At 70.6% G+C, this 18236-nt stretch carries 15 protein-coding genes; all 15 read right to left on the bottom strand.

The window, feature by feature from the left end; all coding sequences use genetic code 11:
• Window positions 1-4 precede the first annotated feature (4 nt).
• Window positions 5-1255 carry an asparagine synthase-related protein gene (locus tag ACTVZO_RS40490; protein WP_443303586.1) on the bottom strand — a complete coding sequence of 417 codons (1251 nt, stop codon included), beginning with the start codon at window positions 1253-1255 and terminating at the stop codon, window positions 5-7.
• Window positions 1248-2405: an aminotransferase class I/II-fold pyridoxal phosphate-dependent enzyme gene (locus ACTVZO_RS40485; protein ID WP_443303585.1), complete on the bottom strand. Its 1158-nt coding sequence runs from the start codon at window positions 2403-2405 to the stop codon at window positions 1248-1250. The genes ACTVZO_RS40490 and ACTVZO_RS40485 overlap by 8 nt, the downstream gene beginning before the upstream one ends.
• Window positions 2402-3919, bottom strand: coding sequence for an AMP-binding protein (locus tag ACTVZO_RS40480; RefSeq protein WP_443303584.1), 1518 nt, complete (start codon window positions 3917-3919; stop codon window positions 2402-2404). Before ACTVZO_RS40480 ends, ACTVZO_RS40485 begins: the two co-directional genes overlap by 4 nt.
• Before the next feature lie 14 nt (window positions 3920-3933).
• Window positions 3934-5838, bottom strand: coding sequence for a polysaccharide deacetylase family protein (locus tag ACTVZO_RS40475; RefSeq protein WP_443303583.1), 1905 nt, complete (start codon window positions 5836-5838; stop codon window positions 3934-3936).
• A gap of 56 nt (window positions 5839-5894) precedes the next feature.
• Complete coding sequence (locus ACTVZO_RS40470; protein ID WP_443303582.1) at window positions 5895-6677, bottom strand: hypothetical protein; 783 nt, start codon at window positions 6675-6677, stop codon at window positions 5895-5897.
• A 1-nt stretch (window position 6678) separates the two neighbouring features.
• Complete coding sequence (locus ACTVZO_RS40465; protein ID WP_443303581.1) at window positions 6679-7752, bottom strand: aminotransferase class I/II-fold pyridoxal phosphate-dependent enzyme; 1074 nt, start codon at window positions 7750-7752, stop codon at window positions 6679-6681.
• Window positions 7740-8732 carry a Gfo/Idh/MocA family protein gene (locus ACTVZO_RS40460; RefSeq protein ID WP_443303580.1) on the bottom strand — a complete coding sequence of 331 codons (993 nt, stop codon included), beginning with the start codon at window positions 8730-8732 and terminating at the stop codon, window positions 7740-7742. The genes ACTVZO_RS40465 and ACTVZO_RS40460 overlap by 13 nt, the downstream gene beginning before the upstream one ends.
• A 113-nt stretch (window positions 8733-8845) precedes the next feature.
• Window positions 8846-9844 (bottom strand): phosphotransferase enzyme family protein, encoded by a 999-nt coding sequence (locus ACTVZO_RS40455; RefSeq protein ID WP_443303579.1) that lies wholly within the window; start codon window positions 9842-9844, stop codon window positions 8846-8848.
• A gap of 22 nt (window positions 9845-9866) precedes the next feature.
• A complete protein-coding gene (locus ACTVZO_RS40450; RefSeq protein ID WP_443303578.1) occupies window positions 9867-11204 on the bottom strand; it encodes a hypothetical protein in 1338 nt (445 codons plus the stop codon).
• Window positions 11095-12081, bottom strand: a complete 987-nt coding sequence (locus ACTVZO_RS40445; protein ID WP_443303577.1) for a glycosyltransferase family 2 protein — start codon at window positions 12079-12081, stop codon at window positions 11095-11097. Before ACTVZO_RS40445 ends, ACTVZO_RS40450 begins: the two co-directional genes overlap by 110 nt.
• Window positions 12078-12677 (bottom strand): HAD family hydrolase, encoded by a 600-nt coding sequence (locus tag ACTVZO_RS40440; protein ID WP_443303576.1) that lies wholly within the window; start codon window positions 12675-12677, stop codon window positions 12078-12080. Before ACTVZO_RS40440 ends, ACTVZO_RS40445 begins: the two co-directional genes overlap by 4 nt.
• A 300-nt stretch (window positions 12678-12977) precedes the next feature.
• Window positions 12978-13658 (bottom strand): HAD family hydrolase, encoded by a 681-nt coding sequence (locus ACTVZO_RS40435; protein ID WP_443303575.1) that lies wholly within the window; start codon window positions 13656-13658, stop codon window positions 12978-12980.
• 96 nt (window positions 13659-13754) lie between these two features.
• Window positions 13755-15002: a hypothetical protein gene (locus ACTVZO_RS40430; protein ID WP_443303574.1), complete on the bottom strand. Its 1248-nt coding sequence runs from the start codon at window positions 15000-15002 to the stop codon at window positions 13755-13757.
• Between the two features lie 651 nt (window positions 15003-15653).
• Window positions 15654-16511, bottom strand: coding sequence for an SAM-dependent methyltransferase (locus ACTVZO_RS40425; protein WP_443303573.1), 858 nt, complete (start codon window positions 16509-16511; stop codon window positions 15654-15656).
• A complete protein-coding gene (locus tag ACTVZO_RS40420; RefSeq protein ID WP_443303572.1) occupies window positions 16508-18049 on the bottom strand; it encodes a LuxR C-terminal-related transcriptional regulator in 1542 nt (513 codons plus the stop codon). The genes ACTVZO_RS40425 and ACTVZO_RS40420 overlap by 4 nt, the downstream gene beginning before the upstream one ends.
• Between the last annotated feature and the right edge of the window lie 187 nt (window positions 18050-18236).

Here is an 18236-nt window from a genome sequence, read left to right as displayed (position 1 = left end):
CTTCCTAAAGAACGTGCGGCACAGGCTTGTGGATGCCGCCGCGAATGGTGCGGTTCAGGTCCGCGGATGAGGCGATGCCCAGCGCGCGGCGGAAGCGGTCTTCCAGACGCGGCTGGGTGATGCCTGCCTGGAGTAGTTGGGGCAGTACTCCGGTGTCTGAGCCCACGTCGCCGATCTGCGCGCGGACCTTGGGGCGGCGCAGGGTTGTGCCGGGGAGCCTGTGGCGTGCGAGATGGGTCATGAGGAGGGGTTTGCTCACCGGTTCGGGCATGGCCAGCAGCTCGGTGGTGGCCCAGCTGTAGGGCTGGACGACGGTCAGCCCGTGTGCGGTGAGCACTCCGACTTCGCGGTCGCCGGTCTGGATTCCGCGGGTGAGATGGGTGCGGAGCCGGTCGGGCGGGAGGTTCGGCAGGCGGTAGTAGAGGTTGTCGGCGTATGCCACGGGGGTGTAGTCGGCGAGGAACTCGTTCATGAGGTCGCCGGTGAACACGAGTGCGCCGTGGGGGTGGTCGTCGGCTATGGCGGCGCCGAGGATCTCGTTGACGACGGCGGCGTGGACGTTGAAGTCGCGCCAGTCCTGGCCGTTGAGGATCGCGGGAGGGAGCGCGGCGAGGAGGGCCTGGCGGTCGGCTCGCACCAGCCGCAAGGGCATGTCCAGGTGGGCGGCGACGCGCTGGGCGGCGGCCGCGTCCTCGCTGAGGTGCTCGTCGCCGAAGGAGTAGGTGTAGGCGACGGCGCGGGGGAAGTGCTCGCGGGTGTAGGCGGCGATGACGGAACTGTCCGCGCCGCCGGACAGGCATACGGCAACGGGCGTACTCGGATGCAGGGCAGCCAGGTGCCCCATTCCTTGATCGAGAAGCTCGCAGACGCGGTGGGCGGTCTTGGAGGGGGTGTCGCTGGATCCGGCGCGGGTCGGGAGCGCGGCGAAATTGCGGACGGCCCCGGAGCGCGCGGCGGGATCGAGCGTGACGACGCTGCCGGCGGGAATCGCGTAGGTGTCGGTGAACGCGATGCCTGCCTCGACGAGATCACGTAGGTAGTTGGCGGCGATGACGCCTCGGTCGGGGTGGAAGGCGACGTAGAGCTTGTTGAGACCGAGCTGGTCACGGATCGCGGTGACACGGTCGCCGTCCTGCTGGACATGGGCGAACCGCCCGACGAGGGCCGGCGCCGATTCCGCCGAGATGGCCTCCAGGCGGGTGCCCCCGTCCCGGTTCCAGTACACGTTGGGCACGGGGAGGCGGGTTTCAAGCACGTCCGTACTCCTGGCTGATGATGTCGATGGCCCGGTCGAGGTGCGGTTGCCCGAGGTTGAGGGCGATCCTGAACCAGCCCGGCTCGTGGAACAGCGAGGAGGGCATCACCAGCACGCCGCACCCGGCCAGGCGGGAGACGAACACGCGGTCGTCCTGTGTGGGGCAGCGGGCGTAGAGGAACCGCGTCGCGTGCGTGTCGAGAACGGTCAGGCCGCGGTCGGTGAGGTTGCGGCGGGTATGGCGCTGGAGCTCGGCGAGCCCGGTCAGATCGGGCGCGGTGTCGGACAGGGCGGCGGCCAGCTGCTGGGTGAGGGCCGTGGGAGCGCAGTGCCCGGTCACGCGCATGCTCCGGACGAGGGCCGCGACGGCCTGGTCACGGACGCCGAGATGCGGCGAGACGGCCAGGCACCCGGTGCGCTGGCCTTGCATGTCCCATGCCTTGCCGAAGGAGCGCACGGTGATGGTGTGGGGGTAGTGGGTGGCGGGGGCCGGGCACGGGGTCTGGTCCCAGACCTGGAGTGCGTGTGCTTCGTCGGCGATGAGCAGCGGCGGTGTCGGTGCCGGGTGCCGCAGCATCACGGCGGCCAGCTGCGCGAGTTCGCGGTCGTCGTGGATCACTCCGGTGGGGCTGCCTGGCTGTGCGATGACGACGCCCCGGGTCTCGGGAGTCCACGCCCTCGCGATGGCCTGTACGTCGAGGTGTTTGTCGGGGGCGGTGGGGACCAGGTCGAAGACGAGGCCGAGGTCTTGGATGTAGAGGGGGTAGTCCATCCAGCAGGGGGTGACCAGGATGATCCGGTCGGGCGGGGAGAACAGCGAGCTCAGGGCCACGCGGAGGGCGGCGGTCGCCCCGGGCGTCATGACAATGTCATTCCAGGCGTACGGCAGGGTGTGCTGTTTGGCGAGGGCGGCGGCGACGCGACGGCGTACGGGGGTGAACCCGCCGAAGGGGCTGTAGCGCAGGTCGAGGGGGCGGGCCTTGGCGGCGAGGGAGGCCAGGACGTCGTAGGGGCGGGGGTCGCTCAGGAACTGGGGGTTGGGGAAGGACAGGTCCAGGGCCCGGCTGCCGAAGCGGCGCAGCGTGTCCAGGTGCAGCCGGGTGTACTCCTCCAGTGGCCGCAGCAGTTCTTCGTGGGCGGTGGGGGTCATCGGCCTGCTCCGCTCGTGAGGAGGGCCAGGATGTGGTTGCGGTCGGGCTTTCCATGTGGGGTGAGGGGCAGGCTGTCGAGGGCCTGGATGTGGCGGGGCCGCATGTGGGGCGGGAGTTCGGCCGAGCAGTAGCCGCTGAGGGCGTCGAGGGTGAAGGACGGATCCTTGGGCTCGACGGCGACGAGAACGGACGGGGCGCTGCGGCCGTCGGGGTCGGGGACGATGAGGGCGACGACGCCGGCGGTCAGGCCGGCGGCAGCTATTGCGGCCTCGATCTCGGCGGGTGTGACGCGGATGCCGTGGATCTTGGTGAGCTCGTCGCGCCGGCCGGTGATGTACAGGTCGCCGGCGGCGTCGGTATAGCCGAGGTCGCCGGAGTGGACGACGGTTTCCGTCCAGGGCGGGCGGAGTCCCGCGCGCGGGCGGAAGACGAGCGCGGTTGTGTCGGGATCGCGCCAGTAGCCCAGGGTGACTGTGGGGCCTCGGTGCACGATCTCGCCCACCACGCCGGGCGGGCAGGGCTTGCCGTTCTCGTCGAGGACGTCGACGTGGGAGCCGGGGATGGCCTGACCCACCGACGTCGGTTTGCTGTCAATCCGGGCAGGGTCGAGGTAGGTGCTGCGAAACGCCTCGGTGAGCCCGTACATGGCGAAGACGGCCAGCTGGGGATGGGTGGACCGGAGCGCTTTGACGGTGGTGGGGGTGAGGGGGCCGCCGGTGTTGGTCAGGTAGCGCAGCCAGGGGTAGCGGGTGGTGGTGAAGGGGGAGTCGGGGTGGAGGAGGTCGCTCCAGAGGCTGGGGACGCCCGCCAGGCCGGTGACCTCGTGTTCGAGGAGGGTGCGGCTGATGTCGGGGGCGAACGCGGAGCGCTGGATGACGACGGCGCCTCCGCTGTGGAAGGTGGCCAGGACCTGGTTCAGCCCGTAGTCGAAGCTGAACGGCATCAGCGCCAGCGTGCGGTCCTCGTGGGTCAGTCCCAGGTAGTCCGCCACGATCCGGGCGCCGCTGAGCAGGTTGTCGTGGCTGAGCATGACGCCCTTGGCCGTTCCGGTGGACCCGGAGGTGTAGATCAGTCCCGCCAGGTCCCGGCCGATGGTGGCCGGTGTGGCGGGGGCGGCGGCAGGGTCTTGGAGGAGGTCCTCAGGTGTGAGGATGCGGTCCTGCGGCAGAGCTCCCTCCAGGCGCACGGCGTGGCGGCGGCTGGTCAGGGCGAGGCCGGCTTCGCTGTGGTCGACGATGTGCGCGATCTGCCGGGGGCGCAGCTGATCGTGGATGAAGACGGGGACGAGGCCCGCCAGGTGCGCGGCGAAGTAGGCGGTGAGAGCGTCCGCCGAGCGGGGCAGCAGCAGGGCGATGCGGGACCCGGCGGGAAGACGGGCCGTCAGATGGCCGGCGACGCGTTGGGCGCGGTCGGCGAGCTGGCGGTAGGTCAGGACGTCCGAGCCGTCGATGACGGCCGGGGCGTCCGCCCTGGTCCGGGCGTTGCTCAGGAGGAGGTCCGCGACCGTGTACATGGGGCTCCTTCGGGTCATCGCGGCAGGACGTCGCTGGTGGTGGCGGTCTCGTGCAGGGGCAGCTCGGGCCAGCGCTCTGCCGGGGGTGCGATGCCGTGATCGGCCAGGAGAGCGGGGTTGAAGCGGTAGAAGTTGTCGTAGGACGTGGCCGTGGCCGCGAACTGCTCGGTGGCGGTGCGGGCCAGGTGATGGCTGCTGGTCTCCCACCGCACCGTGGTGGATACGTGGCCGCCGGCGTGGGCGAGGACGGCGCCGACCAGGGATGCGGCTTCTTCGTCGGCGGCCAGGTGGAAGTCGATGACGTGCCTGACGCCGTGGAGGTGGAGGGTGACGGCCAGCGCCGTGGGCTCGCCCTCACGGCGGACAGCCAGATACGTAGCAGGACTCACCGGGTAGGTGGTGTGCCGCCAGTGGTGGTAGGCGTTGTCGCGGATCACGGTGAATCCCGCCCTCCGGGCCGAGTCGGCGCACAGGGCCTCGAAGTCCGTGGGGAACGCGGCGCTCTCCTCCACGCTGCTGGTGGTCCGGTGTGCCTGCGGCGGCTTGGTCGGGACGGGGAGGTCGAGCTGGTGGACGCGGGCCCGGTGCCAGCCGCGGAAGGCCGCGTGGATATCCGGGTTGGGCCGGTAGACCCCGACGACGGGTTCGCGCTCAAGGTGGACGCGGAGCAGCTGGCCGGCGGCCGCGGCATGGACGTGCGGGAGCTTGCGCCAGCCGGACAGGTAGACACCGGGCACCGCTTGGCCGTCCAGGGCGAAGCGGCTGTGGAAGCTGTAGGCGATCGCCTCCGGGCGGCCGTCGGCCTCGACGGTGCAGTAGTCGGGCCGCTCGCCACGCTGCGGATTGTCCGCGAACTGGTGCTGGTAATACCGCGGGTCGCTGGCGTAGTCCTTGCCCTGGCGCAGCAGCATCTCGAGCTGCCCGGCGCGGCGGGCCCCGCTTGCGCGGGTGACCTGGACCGGCCGCCGGTGAACGGTGGCAGGGACCTGCCAGATTGCCGCCCGGGTGGCGTCGCGCCTCGCGGCGTGGACCTGGGCGGCGAAGCCTTCGACGCTGTCGAGCGTGTGCAGCCGCATCAGGTGCAGGAGCTGGTGGTCGTAGGGAGCGTGGATGCTCACGCCGGCAGATCCGACCCACAGGATGCCTGCATATCCCCGTTCGATGAGCGGATCTTGAAGGTCCAGCGCGAGTTCCTGCGTGAGGCGTCCGAACGGAACGGTGAAGTACCGGGCGCCGGTGCCCATGCGCTGGTGGAAGTGAACGTGGGAGCGGTCGACTTCCTGTCGCACGGCGTCGGCGCCGAGGGCCGCGAGGTTGGTGTGGCGGTAGCTGTGGTTGGCCACGGTGACCAGCGGATCGAGGGCCAGCTCCTTCAGCTTCGACCAGGGCAGGTATCCGCGCTCAGCGAAGTACGGCGCTGCCGCCTCCTCGACGGCCGCGTACAGCGGGTCGATCAGCTGTACGGCCACCGCCTCGGGGTCGAGATCGGCGCTCTTGGTGAGCTGATAGAAGGTGCCCAGGCCGGAAGCCTCGGGAACGTGGGTGGCGATGCGCTCGGCGATCACCCGGGGGGCGGCGTACTTCTCGATGGCGTACACCTTGTCGCGCCCGCCCATCCCGGTGTCGGTGAGCAGGCCCGCCGGGGAGAGCGTCAGCGGAAGGCCACAGGCGCGCACGCTGTCGATGGCGGTCAGCGCGGAGACGGGGACGTCGTCGAAGCACAGGACGAAGTTGACCTCGGCCAGGCCCTCGCCGGCGCGGACCTGGTCCAGGGAGACGACCTGGCCCAGCTCCAGCATCATCTCGAGCTGGCGGGCGAAGGTCTCCTGGGACACGGTGTGGAGCCGGTGGTAGGGGTTGGCGGGATCCACGTCGCCGATGCGGTGGTAGTTGACGCCGATGACGGTGGGTACGGGCATGCGGGTCCTCCGGGGACGGCGCCGCCCGGCCGCGTTCGGGCCGGGCGGCAGGGCGGTCAGCTCAGCGCGGCCCGGCGGCGCTGGTTGCTGTGGGCGACCGCGGTCAGGAGGTCCGGGCGGGCGCCGGTCGTGCGCGCCGCGGCGATGATGGCGGACAGGTCCTTGGGCAGGCACTTCCCGCCGAAGCCGGGGTTGTCGGCGAAGACGGCGGTGTGCGAGGGCTCGACGCGGGGGTCCAGGAGCCAGCCCTCGCGGACGGTGTGCCAGTCGGCGCCCATCGCTTCGGCGATCTCCCGGAACTCGGCGACGAAGGTCACCTTCGTCGCGAAGAACGCGTTCTCCATGTACTTGACGACCTCGGCCTCGGCCGCCGTGCACTGGAAGTACGTCTTGTGGGGCCCCAGGATCGGCAGCAGGGCGTCGAGGAAGTAGCCGCGGATCTCCTTCTCCCCGCCGAGGATGACGAACGACATCGTCCGCGGGTCGTCGCACACGGGGTTGAAGTAGGTGCTCTCCCCGACGTACTCGGGGCTGAAGCAGATCTCCTTGCCGGTCGCGGCGGCCAGCTGGGCGGTGGTGCCGGGCGGCACCGTGGACTTCAGCAGGATCCGCTGCGTGGGGACCCGCTTGATGGCGTCGACGACGTGGGTCACGTCGCACTCCCCGTTGGCCCCGGACGGCGTGTTCACGCATACCACCGCGAAGTCGCACCCTTCCAGGGCCTCCTGCGGGTACTCGCTGTCGTGCGCCTGGTCGTAGGTGACCAGCTCGGCGCGGTCGTGGAACAGGTCACGCATCGAGTGCCCAACGTGGCCCATGCCGATGATGCCTATCTTCATGTCAGCCTCCGAGGGGCAGGGGTGTAGGGAACGCTTCGAGACGGCAGGCCACCGCTCGGGCCGCGAGATCGCTCGCGGCCGGGGTGCTCGTCCGGTGGGGGGTGAAGTACGGGCTGTGGTGCATGGGGGCGTAGGAGTAGCGGAGCGTGTCGACCTCAATGCCGCTGTCGGCCAGCTGGTGGGCCATGTCCGCGGCGTCGCCGGCGTCGGCGCACACGGCGACCAGTCCGTACCCGCCGTGTTCCAGGACGCCGCCGGCCTGTGGCGCCTCCTGCCAGTCGATGCCGGTCGCCTCGAACGCGGCCTGCGCCGTCTTACGCAGCGTGGCGAAGCGGGAGCGCAGCACACCGACGTCGGAGCTCTGGTCCAGCGCCCAGGCCGCGCCCAGTGCGTTGATCTTGAAGTTGCTGCCGAACTGGCCGCCGAACGGGCCGGTGGGATCCAGTCGGGTGCCGGTGAACTTCGTCTGCTGTCCGAAGTTGCGCACCGCCAGGATCTGCTCGGCGAGCTCGGGGTTCCGGGTCAGGCAGGCCCCGCCTTCGCCGGCCTTGATGGGCTTGCGGCCGTGCAGGCTGAGGCAGATCACGTCGGCGCTCTCCGCCAGCGTCTGCGGGCCCAGCCGCAGGAGGGGGGCCTGGGCGGCGTCGACGACCACGGGGATGCCGCGCTGGCGGAGGTCGGCGAGGACCTGGGGGTCCTCGTCCCAGTAGCCCCACATCGGGACCGGGATCACGGCGGCCAGCGGACCGGCCTTCGCCGCCGCGCTCAGGGAGTCCGCGTCCAGGGCGAAGGATCCGGGGCGGCAGTCGACGAACACGGGTTCGGCGCCCAACGTGGCGACCGCCAGCCCGGTCATCGACGGTCCCAGCGCCGAGACCGCGACCCGGTCTCCCGGCTGCACGCCGACCGCGTGCAGCGCGCAGACCAGAGCGGCGGTGCCCGAGGAGACGCACAGGGCGTACGGGGCGTCGACAAGCGCGGCCAGGTGCTTCTCCAGGGTGCGGACCACCTCGGCGTTGCCGGTGCCGCCGTCGGCGATCGCGAGGTCGAGCAGCTGGCTGGTCACGCGGTCCATGACAGGCCCTCCTTCTTCAGCAGCGCGTCGAACGCCTCGTACACGGGGAGCAGGTCCTCGAGCCGGGCGAGGTAGCGCGGGGCGGTACCGGTCTGGAGGAGGTCGCGGAAGGCGGCCAGCTCGGGGCCGTACCCGGCGTGGCTGTAGCCGCCCGAGGCCGGGGAGCGGCGCCACAGCACCCGGGCACCGGGGTACTCCGCGACATGCGGGTCGCCTCCGCTGGGGCGGAGCTGCAGCTCGGACAAGTCGCGCAGGTACAGCACGTCGCCGCGTGAGGTGGTGACGTGGACGGAGTGGTAGAAGCCGCCCGCGCAGCTGCCGAACTGCACTTCCACCCGGGTCCCGGCCTCGGAGTCGCTGGAGACCATGGAGCACAGGCGTCCGCGGTCCACCGCGATCATCTGGCCGGTCGGGGAGGATGTGCCCGGCAGGAGCATCTCGGCCAGGTCGATGGCGTGGATTCCCTGCGCGGCGAAGAGGCTCGCCTCCAGGGACATGTGCGGCCCGAAGGTCTCCACGGGCTTGCGGGCCACGTGCTCGACCCGCACGCAGCGGGCCGTCCCGTACCGGCCGGACTCCAGGGCATTGACCAGCTGGCGCACGCCCTCCGCCCACCGGAAGTTCATGCCGACGCAGCAGGTCACCTCGGCCTGCCGGGCCAGCGCGATGAGGGAGTGCAGGCCCTCCAGGTCCGGCGCCGGGGGCTTCTCCACGAAGGTGTGCAGTCCGGACTTGATCGCCCACGCTGCGTGGTCGGCCTGTTCGGTGACGGGCAGAGCGATGAGCGCGGCGTCGAAGACGGCAGGGTCCACCTCGCCGGCCGAAGCGTAGGTCTGGGGGATCATCCACTGGGCGGCGAGCTGCTTGGCGCGCTCGGTGTCCTGGTCGACCAGGGCGGACAGGGGCAGGCCGGCGGAGCAGGCTGCTGGCAGCAGGGTGTCGCCGCCGTGACCGCCGGCGCCGATGAGCAGGGAACGCATTCGTCACTCCATTCAGACTTTGGACATGGGCATGACAGATGACGTGCGGGCAGGGGCCCAGCCGTTTTCGGGCACACGGGTTTCGTCAGAGGGTGCGCGAGGTGAGGGAGGGCCTAGCTGTCGTGGTCAGGCAGGCGGAGCTGCTGGGGCGCGGGCGAGTCTTTCCGCTCGCGCAGCCCGAGCGGGTCCTGGGGACGCTGGCGGCGACGGTTCGTCCACCAGGCTCCGACCGCGTTGGCCTGGGCCTGGTAGGCAGGGACGTCGTAGGCGTACCCGAGGCGGGCGATCTCGCCGTTGAGGATCACGACGAAACCCTCGATCGCGGCTACCTCGGCCTCCTCCAGCGGCCGGATGCTGCGGTAGCCCGCCAGGAGATCCGCAGCGCGGGCCTGCTGGTAGCGGGCCCGCTCGCCCTGAAGGACGAAGAACCCGGTGGCGAGGAGCTTGGCGAGGTCGAAGACCGGTGGGGCGTGCATGACCTTGTCGAAGTCGATGAACCCGAACCGGCCGCCACCGCTGCCGGCCACGACGTTGTCCCAGTGGAGGTCGCCGTGGATGGGCTGGGGCCGCAGGGACGCCAGGTCCTGGGCCAGGCGGGGCAGGATCCGGTCCCGCCACAGGTGCCGGGCCACGTACCAGTGCGGGAGCTCTTGGTCCGGGGAGGGAACCGGGCCGCGTTCGAAGGTCAGGCGGCGGTCGGTGAAGTCGCCCGCATCCGGCCGGGCCAGCTCCGAGTGGAGCCGGGCCAGATCCTGGCCCAGGCCGTACGGGTCGCTCCGGTCGGCGCCGCCCTTGCCGATCCAGGTGCACACGTGAACGGTCTGCGGACCGTCCTTGGTCTCCACCGTGCCGACGGCCAGCGTCTGCGGACACTCCACACCGTCGACCCCGTCGACCAAACCGGCGATCCGGTTGATCAGAGCAGCCGGTTTGGGCGTCAGCCGCACTGCTACCTCCGGGCCCTGCGAGGAAGCCGAGACGCCACGCCAGACCGCGGCCATGGTGCCGCCGGCCACCGGCTCGAACCGGTAGTCCCCCGCGTGCCACGTCCCGCGCACGCGGGCCAGGGCGTCGCTGAGCAGCTGCTCGCTGGCGCTGTCGTCGGCCGACATTCCCGTTCACCTTTCCTGCCGCCTAGCGCGGCGTCTTGGCCGGGGCCTGCTGGCCGTGCCGCAGGTGCCCGTGCAAGGCCGGCCAGAAAGCCAGACCCTCCACTGGCCAGGATGCCAGTACCCCGGCGACCCTCCGGCCCGGTCCCATGTCGCGCTGCTGACGCGTCGTGGCCACCAGCCCGGGAAGGACGGGGTAGGCAGCCAATGCTGCCACCGTCGCGATGCCGACCGCAGAGCTTCGCCCGCGAATCACCCGGTGGGATTCAGCCGCGATTCCCGCCGCGACCGCCGCGGTGCTCAGTCCCCAGGCGACGGGAATCGCCAGGTGGCGGGCCCGCAGCAGCCGGACCTCCCACTCCGAGAGGTTCAGCAGCCCCTGGGTGCGGCACCACTCGACCGTGATGGAGAAATTGAGCAGTCCGCGCAGCCAGGCGGTCTGCTGCAGCACGAGGTCCCGGGCGGTACGGGGGACCTCGGCGATGTCGCGGCTCATCAGCAGGCCGATCGGCTCGCCCGCGAGGCGGGCCACCCAGCCCAGCAGCAGCCCGTCGGCGTAGGCGTAGCGCGGGAACCCGCCGATGAACTCGAGGAAGTCACTGCGAATGAACTCGCCGTGTCCGAAGGTGGAGTACGGCGACGTCCTCGACCACACCGTGTCACCGGAGAGACCCTGCGTGTTGCGGGACACGTAGTGCGACAGGGTCCACCAGGTCTGCAGCACGGCGTTCCCCGCAGCCACCTTCCCGCTGCCCTCGCGGTCGGGGACCACGTAGTCGACCAACTGCTGGAACAGGCGCACGTCCGGCGCGGCGGCGATCTGCTTCCGCAGTTCGGCGAAGGTCTCCGGCTGCGGCCGCGAGTCGGCGTTGTAGACCCCGATCCACAGCGATTCCGTCTCCGCGGCCGCGGTGAACCGCTCCCGCGCCCACTCGACCGCGAGGTCGAGCTGGGCCGCACGGTAGGGGCACACGTCCTGGCAGTGGAGCAGCACGAGCGAGTCTGCCTGGGCGCCGTCGTCGGCGAGGGCCTCCTCCAGCAGGGCGTGCGTGGTCGGCCCGGCCTGATCCGACTCCTTGACGGTCGTCACCAGGACCACCGCGTCCACCGTCTTGTCCAGCACGAGCCGGCGCCAGAAGCGCACGGTGTCCTCGGCGAGGTCGGTCTCCTGGAACATCGGCACGACGCACACCACCCTGGCGACGTCGGCCGCATCCCCGGCCAAGCCCGCGGGCAGTGCGTGCAGGGCGCGGTTACGCCGTACCTGCCGCCACTCCCGCGCCCGGCGCGCCACCAGCGCGGTCGCCAGGACGCCTGCGGCCAGCGAGGCTCCCGAGGAGCGCGTACGTGTATCCGATGCCATGAACGATCTCCTGACAGGTCAGTACCGTCACCACCCGGACGGGGGACGCGGTGATGCGGCGCCGCCGGTGGACGGCGTTGTGCCACATGAGGTTGGCCGTGATGGTGCGGCCGACTGCGAGGGGTGAGTCCTGCCGGTAGCCCCGGTGCCGCCACAGGACGGCGCGGGCCCGGCCGCTGCGCCAGCAGCGGATCATGTACTGCCGGAACTCGCTGGGATGATCGTGGTGAATGGCCATCGCCGGGCTCAGCACCGCCCGTTCGGCAAGAGCCAGGCGCCGGCCGAGCTCCACGTCGCTGTACGCGGGCAACAGGGCATCGAACCCGCCGCTGCCGAGGAGCGCCTCGCGCCGGTAGGCACAGTTGCCCCCGTTCACGTACGGGGCTCCGAAGACGTCCTCGGAGGAGGCGCCGTCGGTGTACCAGGCGCCGAAGGTCTCGTAGTAGTAGACCCCGTCGCGCAGCTGGCTGTAGAGGTTCGACGGGGCGGTGGCGATCACCCGTCCGCCGAACGCGGTGGAGCTGCGGTACTTCGTGCTCATGCGCAGGAGCTCGGGGAGCCAGGTGTCCGCCGGCACGCAGTCGTCGTCGAGGAAGGCCAGCAGACTTCCCCGGCTCGCGTTGATCCCCGTGTTCCGGGCACGGGCGATGCCCAGGCGCTGCGGCAGGACGATGACGCGCATGTCCTCCTCGTCACCGGTCAGCCACGGGTAGCGGGGGCATCCGTCCAACACGAGGACGATCTCGTAGTCCGTCTCCGGGGAGGCGGCGAACTGCGCCCGTACGGCCTGGACCAGCCGCCGGCAGCCGGTGTCCCGGGCCGTGGCGACGATGATGCTCACGGCGGGAGCGCGCGGCCCGCCCTCAGCGGTGCTCACGACAGCAGTCCTTTCGATATGAGGCACTCGTTCAGTGCCCGCGCGGATGTGAAGGCGTGCCCGGTCATTCCCAGGGCCTCGCCGGCGGCAACCCAAGAGGCGGTGTCATCGACGTACAGCACCTCGGGGAAGCCGAAGCGACCCAGCCGTGCCGCTTCCTGGTAGCAGAGGGGGTCGGGCTTGAGCAGGCCCATCTCGGCGGAGCCGAGCACCAGGTCCGCCACGTCCGCAACGCCGTGGAAGGCGAGATCAGAACGCAGCCGGCCGTTGGCGTTAGACAGCAGGACGACACGGGCCCCCCGGTCCCTGACCGCCTTGAGGTGCGCGGCGACCTCCGAGTCGAGGTCGCCGTGGTATTGGAGCCATTCCTCAACCGCACCCGGCCCCACCAACGCACCCACCTCGTCTCGCCACGTGTCGTGGTCGATGGCCCCCGCCATGGCCAGGCGGCCGGGTCGGGACTTCAAGACGGCGGGCAGGAGCGATCCCTTCGCCAAGCCGTGCCGGCGATCGATCGCCTCGGCGACACCCCGGTCGAACCTGATCAGCACATCGCCCACGTCGCAGAGCACGGTGGTCAAAACCTTCTGCACCACGGAGCCGAACCCTCCCTTCGACCGCTCGCCCGGGGCCCCCGCGGCCGGGATGATCCGACCGCACTGAACCCCGCGTGCACCGGTCTGAAGAACCTTGCGGCGTATTCCGCACGGGCCGTTCACCTCCACAGGACACCCCATGGATCTGTGGCACCGAAAGAGCGCGCGCTGTGGCGGATCCGACGACGTTGTGTGGCACCGCGTGGCGGGCTGTGGTACTCGGCCCGGAAGCGCGTCATCACTGGCCAAGGACCACCTCGCGGACTTCCGGGCGGCCGGGTGGCCGAAGTGCCGCGAGCTCTATCCCGACGGGCTGGGGAAAAGGACGCGGCGCAGCCGCGGATCACCCAAGGACTCGACGGCGAGGTCGCAGGGAACCTTGGAGGTCATGCCGTGCGCGACCGCGACGACGTACAGGCCGGCTCCATGCGCCGCAGTCGCGCCGGTGACGGAGTCTTCGAAGCCCCATGTCTGCGCGGGGTCCGAGTCGAGTGCCTTGCAGGCGGCCAGGTAGACGTCAGGCTGAGGCTTCGGGGATCGGACCATGTCACCGCCGATGATGACGATGCTGGTCAGGTCGAAGAACCGCTGCAAGTGGGTCCGCACCACGCTGGTGGGGGCGTTCGAGGCGACAGCCAGTGGCCGGGTGCCGGCCAGTTCGGCAACCAACGCGACCGCGCCGGGCATGGGTGCGATGACCTCTTCGAGATGGTTCTGCATCAACTCGAGAGCCTGATGCGCAAGGACGGGACCGGACCCGGGCTGGTGCAGCAGTTCGGCGAGAACCTGCCCGACCGCTTCGATGCTCAGGCCCCTGAGGCGCTCGCGGGCATCCGGGCCGACCCTGGCACCGAACCGAGCAAAGAGCGCGTCGTACCCCAGGTCCCAGGCCCGCTCCGTGGTGATCAGAAGACCGTCGCAGTCGAAGACCACTGCGGAGCCCGGACCGGGAGCGACACGGCTGAGCGCGGAATGTTGCATCCGATATCCATCCTCTCGACGTGGGAGCGCATTACACCCCCGTGGCCGACGGCACGCCTGTGCCCGCCGGAGTGGATGCCGCCGATCCCCGGACCCCTAGGGGGCGGGTCGTACGGCTCGGACCCGGTCTCGAAATTCATCGGCGCCCGGGTGGCTCGGGAAGCGCCGACGCAGGTCGAGGTCCAGCTGGTGGGCACGGTCGAGGATGGCCTCGACGACCCTGACTCCGGATAGGGCTTCCTGGCCTGCGCGGACAGCCTCATCCGGATCACCCAAAGAGGCGTGGGCCAAGGCGAGATCAAGCTCGCTAAGGGCCAGACGCGTGGGCGCGGCGGCCGGCGCGACCATCGAACGGTAGAAGCCGATCGCGGCCGTCGCCGCGGCGTGGGCCTCCTGCGGATGTCTCAGCCACAGGAACGACGAGGCGTTGAACGAGTCGATTGCCGCGCTGTCGAAGCCGAAGAGGCCGCTATGGCACCGGGGAAGTTCCGAACGGTACTCGTTGACCCGCCGCGCAGCCTCCTGATAGCCGTCCTCGTTGCCCAGGCGGGCGTGGACTCGGGCCAGTTGGGCTGTAAGCCGGTACACGGCTTCGCTCTTGCGGGGGGCTACGGCCAACCCACGAGTTGCGGCGGCGAGTGCGTCCAACGGCTTCCCGTTGTAGAGGGCGTCGGTCGCGAGTACGTCTTCCGCCCATGCGGTCACTTCCGGTGCGTCGGCCTGCTGCCCGTGTGCACTCGCGTCGGCGGCGAAGGCCGTCACGGCACTGTGGTCACCCGTGTCGTGTGCGATCCAGGCCAGGACAACCGACAGCATCCCGGCGTGGCGCGCTATCTCGCGGCCTTCACGGAGCGTGTGGCGCCGGTGGTGCAGCAGTTCATGGGCCGTATGCCGATGCCTCATGGCCGGCTCCCACAGGTCTTGCGGCGTGCGGTTGGGATAGATCGCAGTAAGTTCATGGACAGCCAGATCAAGACCGGCAACGTCGGAGGGTGCCAGTTCCGAGGATGTGGCATGTCTGGCGAAGGCATTGGCAACATCAATCGCACCGAGGCCGATAGGAGCTGGCAGAGCGCGCGGCAGCCCCAGGTCAGTTGGTTTGACCGTGCATCCACGAAGCCTGGCAACCGTTTGAGCGAGAAGGTCCGGCAGGGGGTGCTGCGGCACTTGCCCGTCGTTGATCCAGTGTCCGATTCGTGTGCGGTCCGGTTTGAGGTCAGGACGCCCGTTCGCCTTTGCGGTCGTCCACAACTCGCGTGCGAACGCCGCGTAGCTGAGGCCGGTTTGTTGGACCCACCACCCCAGCTTCTCGTTTCGGCGCTGTGTAGGTATCTGTGTACTCATCAGATCCATATCTCTCGGGCGAGGGCTACGCATCGGGATGGCTCGCATCGCACAGGTGGCCTCACAGGGGCAGGGGGGTTTACGCGGGCCCCCGTAGCGCGTCGGCGAGTGTCCAGGGGTCCATCAGGTCACCAGAGCCATCAGGGGGGACAATCCAGATCCGTGGGGGTACTCCCGGTTGCCCGGGCTCGGGACAGCGCAGGACCTCCCGCCCTGCGCCCGTGAGCAGAACTCCGCCGGGAATGTCCCGGCCATCCACCATTCCGGGGCGGACTAGGAAGACCCAGACGTGCCCCGCGTTGTGCACCGGAGCAGGCTGCACACCCCACTGCGAAAGGCTCTCGATGGCTGCGGCCGCAGCGGTCGCGGGCACGCGCACGGCGGAGAATCCGAGGCCGAGCGGGATGTCGGCGAGCGTGCTTCGGGCCCACGGGTTGCGGGTCCTGGTCGGCTGGAGGTAGCCGGCGTGTTCGGCAAGCCAGCGGGCCCCCGGCGAGAACGAGAGCGTTCCAGCTCCCGGTGCGCGCCGAAGCGGTACCGATGCCCGTGCCGCGCTGCGCCGTGGATCCGGCCAGGGGGAGCCTCCGTAACCGGGGGCCGCGGACGGTTCGGTCGGCCAACCCGGCGCCTGCCCGCGGACAGGGGACGTGGTCATGAGCCGGCTCCCCTCCCCGGTGCGGGGAAGGCCGTCGATTTGACGGCGATGCCCGCGTACGCGGCCGACGCCTGCCCGGGAGCAGCGTGGTCGGGGTGATCTGCGTGCCAGCGGGCCACCGCCTGGATCCCCGGCCCCTGCTGAATCCAGCCGCCGAACATCCGGGCCACCGCGCTGTACGGGCGTGGCAGGTAGGTGATGTCTGCTTCTTCGTTGAGGGACGTGAGCTGGGACATCACCTCCTCCTGTCCGAAGTCGGCGGTGGGGTGGGTGATCGACAGGGCGCTGCCCGCGGGAAGCCACGCCCTCAGGGCTGCGAGGGCCTGGTCGAGGTCGTGGTCGGGGATCCACTGCAGGGTGTCGGTGGCGAAGACTGCGACAGGCAGGTCCCGGCGCAGCGCGCCGCGGGTGATTTCCGTGAGGTCGGCCAGGAGTTCGGGCAGGCGGCGGAGGTCGGCGAGAACGTGGTGTACGCCGTTTGCGCCGAAGGCCAGGGCACGGGCGTGGGCGTAAGCGAGGCGGTCGGCCTCGATGTAGACGACGGGGGCATCGGGGTAGTGCAGGTGGATGTCCGGGTGGCTGGTGTCGGGGGAGGGGTAGCCGCAGCCCAGGTCGAGGTATTGCCGGAATCCTCGGCGGGCGAGGTAGCGGGCGGTGAGGGTCCGGTGGGCACGGCTGATCCGGGCGGCCCTCTCGAGTCCGTCGAATACGGCCTCGAGCCGGGTCTTGAGGTCGGTGTCGGGTTCGTAGGCGTCGCGTTGACCTCCGACGAGCAGGTGGGAGATCCGGCTGGCGGACGGCTGGCGGAGCATGCCTTCGTTGAACGGGGGTGCTCCGTAGTCAGGTTGAGTCACAGGTTGCTCTTCGGGTTGAGAAGGGGCGCGGGGCCCGGATCAGGGTTCACCGGGAGGGACGCATCGGCTGGGGCGGGATGTCGGGCGGGATCGGGGGTGAGGATGCCCAGGGTGTGGCCGAGCCCGACGATGTGCGCGCGGTTGTCGGCCCGCATCGCGAGCTTGAGGTTGTGGGCGCGGTTCCGCAGGGCGCCGGGGGTGATCTGCGCGGCCCGCACGATGTCGGTGGTCGCAGAGTGCTCGGCGAAGGCCCGCACCAGAAGGAGCCCCTCCGGGTTCGGGGCGAAGGAGGGGTCGAAGAGCTCAGGGACGGCGGGCGGGCGGACCAGGCGGTGCTTGAGGAGGGTGTGGGCGAGGACTGCGCGCGAGCAGCCTGTGTCTGCGTGCAGGTGGTCGCGGATGCTCTGGATGTGGGAGTCGACGGTGTGGGTGCTGACCCAGAGCTGACGCGCGATCTGCGCGTTCGTCTTGCCTTGGACGAGGAGTTGGGCGACCGACTGCAGAGCCTTGCTCAGGGGCGTGACGGGGGCGGCGGTTGTCGGGGCCACTCCCTTGTCGGTGTCGGTGGTGGGCGGCTGCGGCATGTGGGCGGGGCTCGATTCGGTGACGGGGCGGGTGGTGTCGGGGAGGCGGTTGAGGTGGCGGATGGGGGAGAGCCACAGGGCAAGTGCGGAGGCGGCGAGGATGAGGGTGCCGGTGAGGAGAGTGCCCCACACGCCAGCGGCCACAGCGAGGACGCTGGCGCCGAGCGCGGCGAGGGGGCGACTGCCGGCCACCAGCCAGGTCGCGGTCTGCTGCGTGCGTGCTTGGAGCTCCGGCGGGCAGCGTCGCTGACGGATCATCCGGACGGTCGCGGTCGCACAGGCCGCAGCAGCGAGCTGGAGCGCCCCGGCCACTGCCAGCCCCGCCGGCCATAGCCCACCGGGCCGGGCTGTCAGGAGCGGGACCCCAAGGAGCGGATACACCGCGACGCTCGCGATCAGGACCTTCCCGGGCCCGAACCAGCGGATGAGCGTGGGGGAGGCGAGGGCGCCGGCCAGGTATCCGGTCCCGGATGCGCCCATGATCACTCCGAGACCGGTAGGCCCGAGCTGGACGACGGTCAGCAGGTACCAGGCCGAGAACGCGGTGATGACACCGGCTCCGGCACCGGTAGCGCCGAGGCACAGGGCCAGCGGCCGCAGAACGGGGTCGCGCAGGGTGTAGCGGAGCCCGTCTCGGATCTCGGCGGTGAGGGTCGTACGGCCTGCACCGGCGGGGGGTGCGGGAAGGGTGGGGATCCGGGAGGTACACCAGGCCGACATCAGGTAGGAGAAGCTGTCGACGGCGAGGGCCCGGGCCGCGGTGGTGACGGCGAGGATGCCGCTGCCCAGGTACAGGCCGATCGTTGACGAGGCGCCCAGGACCGCTTCCTGCCGGGCCGTGGCCTTCTGGAGCGTGTCCGGATCGGTGAGCTGGACGAGGACGACGCTGGCTGCGGCCTGGTGGAGGACGATGACGGATCCCTGGGCGAGGGCGGCGGTGTACAGGACGGGCATCGTCGCGCGTGGAAGGCCGCGGCGGCGGGGACGGCCGCGACCAGGACAGCCGCCGCGAGGTCGGTTGCGATCAGCACTGTCTTGATCGGGTAGCGGTCGACGATCGCCCCGGCGGGCAGCGAGACGAGCAGGTACGGGATTTGGGAGAGCAGGTAGAGATGTGCCGCCTGGCTGGGGCTGGCGTGGA

It is taken from the genome of Streptomyces sp. IBSNAI002 (assembly GCF_052244475.1).
Taxonomy (GTDB): Bacteria; Actinomycetota; Actinomycetes; order Streptomycetales; family Streptomycetaceae; genus Streptomyces.
This window is presented reverse-complemented; position numbering and strand designations above follow the sequence as displayed.